We start from the raw sequence: 6,053 nt of genomic DNA on the forward strand, positions 1-6,053 counted from the left end.
ACGGCCGCCACCACCTCGAGCCAGGTCCGCCGTTTCTTGCGGGCGAGGTCGTCGGCGGTGGTCACGTACGGCAGCAGCACCAGAACCGGCAGGTCCACCGCGCCGGTCACGTCAGCTTCGGAGCGGACCGTCGAGTCCGCGAAGAACATCAGCCCCACGAGCGCGAGACCGAGGCCGAGACCTGCTGCGGCCCCCATCGTGTTGATCTGGCGACGATTGGGCTTGAACGGCTTCTGCGGAACCCGCGGCGGGTCGAGGATGCGGAACTGCTCGCCTATCTGACGTTGCTCCAGGCTGGCGGCCATCCTGGAGTTCTCGCTCTTGGACAGCAGCTCGCGGTATGAGGCCTGCAGTGTCTCGTAGTCGCGGCTCAGGGCGACCCATTCGGACTCGACGCCCGGCACGGCCTCCAGACGACTCTGGTATCCGGCGATCACGCCGCGGAGTCGGCGTTCCTCGCTCGTCTTGAACACGATCTGCCTGTCGAGCGCCTCGAGTTCGACGCGCTGCTGACGGATCCGATCGCGGCGCCGCGCGTCGTCCGCGGAGAGCGGCCGTTCCCCTGCCGTGTCGTCCCCTCCCAGGGGGCGCTGCAACGACGCCGACTCGGCCTGCTTCTCGAGGTCCTCGATGAGGCGCTTCATGCGGCTCACGTCCGGGTGCTTGGGACTGAGGCGGGTCTCCATCTGCGCCAGGGCCGTTCGTGCGGCCTCGAGTCTCTGCGCGGGCGTGGCGCCGGCGGGCGCACCGGTCATCGGGTCAGCGGAGGCCCCGGGCGACGTCGAGGCCGTGGCTTCGCTGTCCGCGACGGCGTCGTTGAGAAGTTGCTCGAGAATCAGCTTGCGGTCCTTGTCTCGCGCCAGTGACTCGACGGCGGCCTGCAGGCTGAGCTGCGCGTTCTGGATGGCCTGCATGTTGGCCTGCGCCTGAGTGGGCAGTCGACCGGCATTGCGTTCCCGGAAGTCCTTCAGCTTCAGCTCCTGCGCCTCGAGCCGCGTGCGCGCATCGGCCATCTGCGCCTCGAGGAAGGCACTCGTCTGCTCGGCCTGGGTGCCCCGCTCTCGGGCGTTCGTGTCGATGAAGAAGCTGGCGAGGCGTTCGACGACCTTCTGGGCCGTCGCGCCGTCTTCGTAGTCGAACGCGATGCGGAAGGCCTCGCTGTCGTTGCCGCGCTGCCCCCCGCGGGTGCCCACGACGGGCTGGATGGTCACGCGCGACGTCATCTGCTGGATCACGTCCTCCATCGGCAGCGTGCCGCGCTCGCCCGGAAAGAGGTTGAAGTCCGTGACGAGCTTCTCGAGCTGCGTCCGGCTGAGCACCTGCTGGCTGATCGCGCGCAGGCGCTCCTCGACGCCTTCCGTCACGGTGGCGCTGACGTACGACTCCGGGACTCGCTGTGGGACAACCTGGATCAGCGCGTCGGACCTGTAGAGACTCGGCAGGAACCGCGACGCAAGGAGACCGCCCATGAGGCCGAGGACCGCCGGGATGATGACCAGCCAGCGCCATTGCACCAGGGCCCGCATCAGGGCGCTCGGCGAGAGTTGTCGACCGGGAAGCATGTGATTCCTAGGCGCCTGTGCGACCGCGCCGCCCACCGCCGATGAGTGGGACGTTCACGGCGAGGCCCACCCTGAACGACAGCCTGTCCAGCAGGGGCGGGAACGTGGGAGGCAGTGACGCCGGGTCCGAGTACTCGTGGTTGTAGTAGCCGTAGCTCGCGAAGGCGCTCAGACGGCCGCCGAGCCTCTGGCTGAGGGCGATGTTGGCCCCGAGAACGTCGAACGCCGTGGTCATCGACGATGCATCAGGGATCTGCCAGTGCGCGAACGAACCGGCGACCTGCAGGGTGGTGCCCCTGGTCAACGAAAGGTTCGCGCTGAGCGAGAACCGATCCAATACGTAGACGTCGGTCGTGAGTCCCTGCAGCAGCGAGAAGTCCCTCGCATAGAGCGCCTGCACGTCCCACCGATCCCGCGTGACCGCGAGAGTAGCGGAGCCGGATGGCAGCCAGTCGTCGTACAGCGCGGCATCGGCGGCGTCGGTCGTGGTCAGTCGCGCCATGCCGATCATCAACGACAGCGTCACCGGTACCCGCCCGAGGGTGGCTCCGCCCTCGACACGCTGTGACCTGGACGAGCCGACGGCGAGGTCCGCGTCGTCGAAACCGAAGGCGTTGTAGCTGTAGGAAGCGCGCAGGCTCACGGACGGCGTCAGGGTGTGGTTGTAGGTGGTGGCAACGGCTTGCGAGCTGTTGTCTCCGGAAGTTCCGGTCGCCTCGGCGTTGTCGGTGAAGGTGAAGCGGCCGTACGTGTACGACGCGCTCAGCATGCCGCTGCTGCCGACCCTCTGCTCCACCGTCCCGGTTCCTGACGTACTGAGAGATCGCTGCTGATACAGACCGGTGGAGGGGACCAGTTCCGGTACGCCAGGCCCGAGTTCGCCGCCTGCGGACGGCAGGAACGCGCTGAAGACGGGGTCATAGCTCACCCTCGCATTACCCCCGACAGTGAGACCACCCCCAACCCGCGTGCGCGCCACCACGGACGCGTTTCCTCCCGTGAGAAGTCCATCGACGTATTCCGGGTAGGACATGGTGGAACCGCCGGTGTCGAGGCCGAAGCTCCGCGCGTCGTTGCCACGCCGGTATGCGAGCGAGGCCGTCAGCATGCCGACAGGCCCGTCAGGCATGGTCATCGGAGCGGCTGTCTCACCCGCGAGTTCCTGACCCGAGTTGTCGTCGTACCCACCCTGCAGCGTCGTGGTGAAGTCGAGGCTCTGGCGTGTCGGTCCCGGTTTGCGCGACTCCCGAATGCGCGTACTGGCTCGCCCTCTTGGCTCCGGCTCTTCCGGATCGCGCGACGAGGGTCGACCGCTCCTGCCCCGGCGTTCCTCCGGCTCCGGTGCGGGGGCCTGTGGCTCCGTCGGCGCCGCGGTGACCGGCGCCTGTGGCTGCGCGGGCGCCGGCGCGGGCTGCTGCGCCCACGCCACGCCGGCCCACAGCGTGATCGCCATCACCAGCCCGCAGCAGGGAGTCGCACGCACGCTACTTCTCGGGAATCACCACGGTGTCGCCCGGGCGCAGCACGAGGTTCTGTTCCGCCTTCTTGCCCCTGGCGACGTCCTTGTACTCGAACTTGTGCGACACGCTGCGGCCGTCCTCCACGCGCATCACGGTGATGTCGTTGGAGGCGGCGAACTCGGTGAGGCCGCCGGCAATGGCGATGAACTGCATCACGGTGGTCTGCGCCGTGAGCGGGTAGGCGCCGGGCTTGCCGACCTCGCCGGTGATGTACACCTTCCGGCTGTTCATCTGCCGCACGACGATGGTGACCGACGCGTCGGTGATGAACTCACGCAGCGAGGTCTGGATCTGCTCGGCCAGTTCATTGGGCGTGAGGCCGGCCGCCTTGACGTCGCGGATGAGCGGCAGCGTGACCATGCCGTCGGCGCGCACGGTGACGTCGCCGCTCACGTCGGCCTCCCGCCACACCAGCACGCCGAGCACGTCCTCGGGGCCGATGGTGAAGCCGGGCTCGGTCGCAACGGCGGGGCCGGTCGGCTTCGCGGGCGACTGGGCCAGCGCGCCGATCGGCGCCAGCGACGACAGGAGCAGGAACAGGGCGGTACAGAGACGCAGGGCCGACATGAGCGGGGTGACCTCGGGCCGGTGTGACGGCCGAGTGTCGGCCGAGCTTACAGATCGAGATTCCATACGGGGCGCGCTGCCCGTTCGTTCACGCAGGTGAACGAGGCGGGACTTGGAGAACCGAGGGGTGGACGGGCGTCGCCGCGAACGGCGACTGGCGGCGTGTCTCGGGGAGGGAGCGACACGCGCGCACGAGAGCCGGCGGGAGGGCGCCGGCCGTCCTGCACGTCAGCGAGTGTTCAGGCCGTGGCTGGCCAGGCGCAGTGCTCCGGAATCTCCACGGACACGGAGCGTTGCAACAACGAAATCGACACCACCAGGCGGTCCCTGCTCTTGACCGACTGCAGGATGCCGGACGATCCGGTGAGCGGGCCCGACACGATCTGGATGCGCTGGCCCACGTGCAGGTACGGCCAGGACTCGACCTGCAGGCCCGAGTCGACGACCACCCGAAGCGAGGCGACCTCGTCCTCGTCGATCGGGTACGGCGTCTTGCCGATGCCCACCACGTGCATCACGCCCGGGGTGGTGAGGATGGGCAACCGGTGCTGGACGTCGAACCGGCAGAACACGTAGCCGGCAAACAGCGGGGTCTCGACCACCTTGACGCGGTCGGACCAGCGCTTGCGCTCCTTGTGGAGCGGCAGGAACTGCTCGTAGCCCTTCCCGGCGAGGGCGTCGGCGACGACGCGCTCGGTGCGGGGCTTCACGCGGAGGGCGAACCAGTTCATGAGTTCAGAATTCAGAGTTCAGAATGAAGCGCGGGGCGGGCATTGCCAGGCTGCCGCGGTGTCCTTGGCCCGGCGCGCGTGCTACCGCCCCGTCAGTCCCATTCGTGAGGTTGCGGGGACATCCAGTGGCGAGCCTTCGCCTGGGCCGAGTCGTACCTTGCCGCATGTGCCGACTGCTCTTGGATATCAATCGGCAACCGGTCGCCAACTTTAGTTCTGGCTCTTCCGGCAGTGCTCACTCTAGCACAACTTCGGACAAGAAATGAAAGAGATTCCGACGATCACGTAACTGTGGTGTTAGGTTTCCCTACACATTTCAGAAACGTGATCGGGGTCGGCAGTCGGCAGCCGGCAGTCGGCAGTCGGCAGTCGGTTGAGCGCAGGTGAGGCTATCTGGCGAGGAGACGGCCTTCGACGCCGGCGTTCCCGAGGCGGGAGAAGTACCGGTAGGCCGTGCGCGACAGATCCGTGATCGCGCGCGACATCTTGCCGCAGGGCTCTCCCACCGACACCACAGACACTACCCCTCGACTCGGCCGGCTGCGCCGGCCTCGCTCAGGGGTAGACCACTCATGCAGATCCTCGCTCTCTTGCTCCTCGTGCTGGGTGCCGCGTGCACCGGGGTGACCGCCCGCCCGCGCGTCGAATCGCTGGCCACGCCCTCCGGAGACGGCAGCGGCATGTACGCTCTGACGACCGGGGGCGACGGGCACACATATCTGAGCTGGGTGGAACCCGTGCCGAGCGGCGGACACGCGCTGAAGTTCTCGCGCCTGACCAACGGCGCATGGGCGCCGGCCCGCCAGATCGCCCAGGGCACCGACTGGTTCGTCAACTGGGCCGACCACCCGTCGGTGACGGCCGCCCGCGACGGACGTCTCTACGCGCACTGGCTGGTCAACACCGGCAAGAAGACCGGCGCCTACGGCTACGCCATCCGCGTGCAGTCGTCGGCAGACGACGGCCGCTCCTGGCAGACCGTGTTCGAGGAAGGCGTCGGCAACACCACCGACTACTCCGGCTTCCTCTCCTTCCTGCCTGATGGAGACGCCATGGCTGCGGTGTTCCTGACACCGCTCGACGCCGGCGGCGCCACCGCCGGGCACGGGGATCACGTCGACCATGGCGGGGGACACATCAAGACCGTCGGCACGGTCGCGTTCGGACGCGACGGCCGCTCGCGCGACCGCACCGTCGTCGACCTCGATGCCTGCTCGTGCTGCAGCACCGATATGGCCAGGACGTCGCGTGGGATGGTGGCGGTCTATCGCGATCGCGACCCCGCCAACATCCGCGACATCTCCATCGTGCGCCAGGTCGACGGCCGCTGGACACCGCCAGCCCCGGTCCACCGCGACGGCTGGATGATTCCCGGGTGCCCGACCAACGGACCCGCCATCGCCGCCGAGGGCTCGCACGTGGTGGTCACCTGGTTCACCGCGGCGGGCGACACGGCGCGGGTGCTGGCCGCGTTCTCCGACGACGCCGGCGCCACGTTCTCGGCGCCGATCCGGGTAGACGACGGTGACCCGGTGGGTTGGGCGGGCGTGGCGCTGCTCGAGGACGGCCGGACGGTGGCCAGCTGGCTGGAACGCAGCGGCGGGGGCGGCGAGGTGCGCCTGCGCGAGGTGACGATGACGACCCGCGGCGAGTCGTTGACCGTGGCCACCGCC

5 protein-coding genes are annotated in these 6,053 nt (G+C 68.5%); 1 reads left to right on the forward strand and 4 read right to left on the reverse strand.

What is annotated here, in order from left to right; all coding sequences use genetic code 11:
- The 4 genes from ACIRDX_RS19520 to ACIRDX_RS19535 form a co-directional block, all read right to left on the reverse strand.
- Positions 1-1,562, reverse strand: a 1,562-nt coding sequence (locus ACIRDX_RS19520; protein WP_396627110.1) for a GNVR domain-containing protein, incomplete at its 3' end; no start/stop codon positions are given.
- 7 nt (positions 1,563-1,569) lie between these two features.
- A complete protein-coding gene (locus tag ACIRDX_RS19525; RefSeq protein ID WP_396627111.1) occupies positions 1,570-2,358 on the reverse strand; it encodes a hypothetical protein in 789 nt (262 codons plus the stop codon).
- Between the two features lie 688 nt (positions 2,359-3,046).
- The gene (locus tag ACIRDX_RS19530) at positions 3,047-3,649 is read right to left on the reverse strand and encodes a polysaccharide biosynthesis/export family protein (RefSeq protein WP_396627112.1); all 603 of its coding nucleotides are present in this window, start codon (positions 3,647-3,649) and stop codon (positions 3,047-3,049) included.
- Positions 3,650-3,888: 239 nt separating this feature from the next.
- Positions 3,889-4,380, reverse strand: coding sequence for a transcription termination/antitermination protein NusG (locus ACIRDX_RS19535; protein ID WP_396627113.1), 492 nt, complete (start codon positions 4,378-4,380; stop codon positions 3,889-3,891).
- A gap of 572 nt (positions 4,381-4,952) precedes the next feature.
- Between ACIRDX_RS19535 and ACIRDX_RS19540 the strand changes: the two genes are divergently transcribed.
- A partial coding sequence (locus ACIRDX_RS19540) for a hypothetical protein (protein ID WP_396627114.1) occupies positions 4,953-6,053 on the forward strand: 1,101 nt, incomplete at its 3' end.

The organism is Luteitalea sp. (assembly GCF_044337415.1).
GTDB lineage: Bacteria > Acidobacteriota > Vicinamibacteria > Vicinamibacterales > Vicinamibacteraceae > Luteitalea.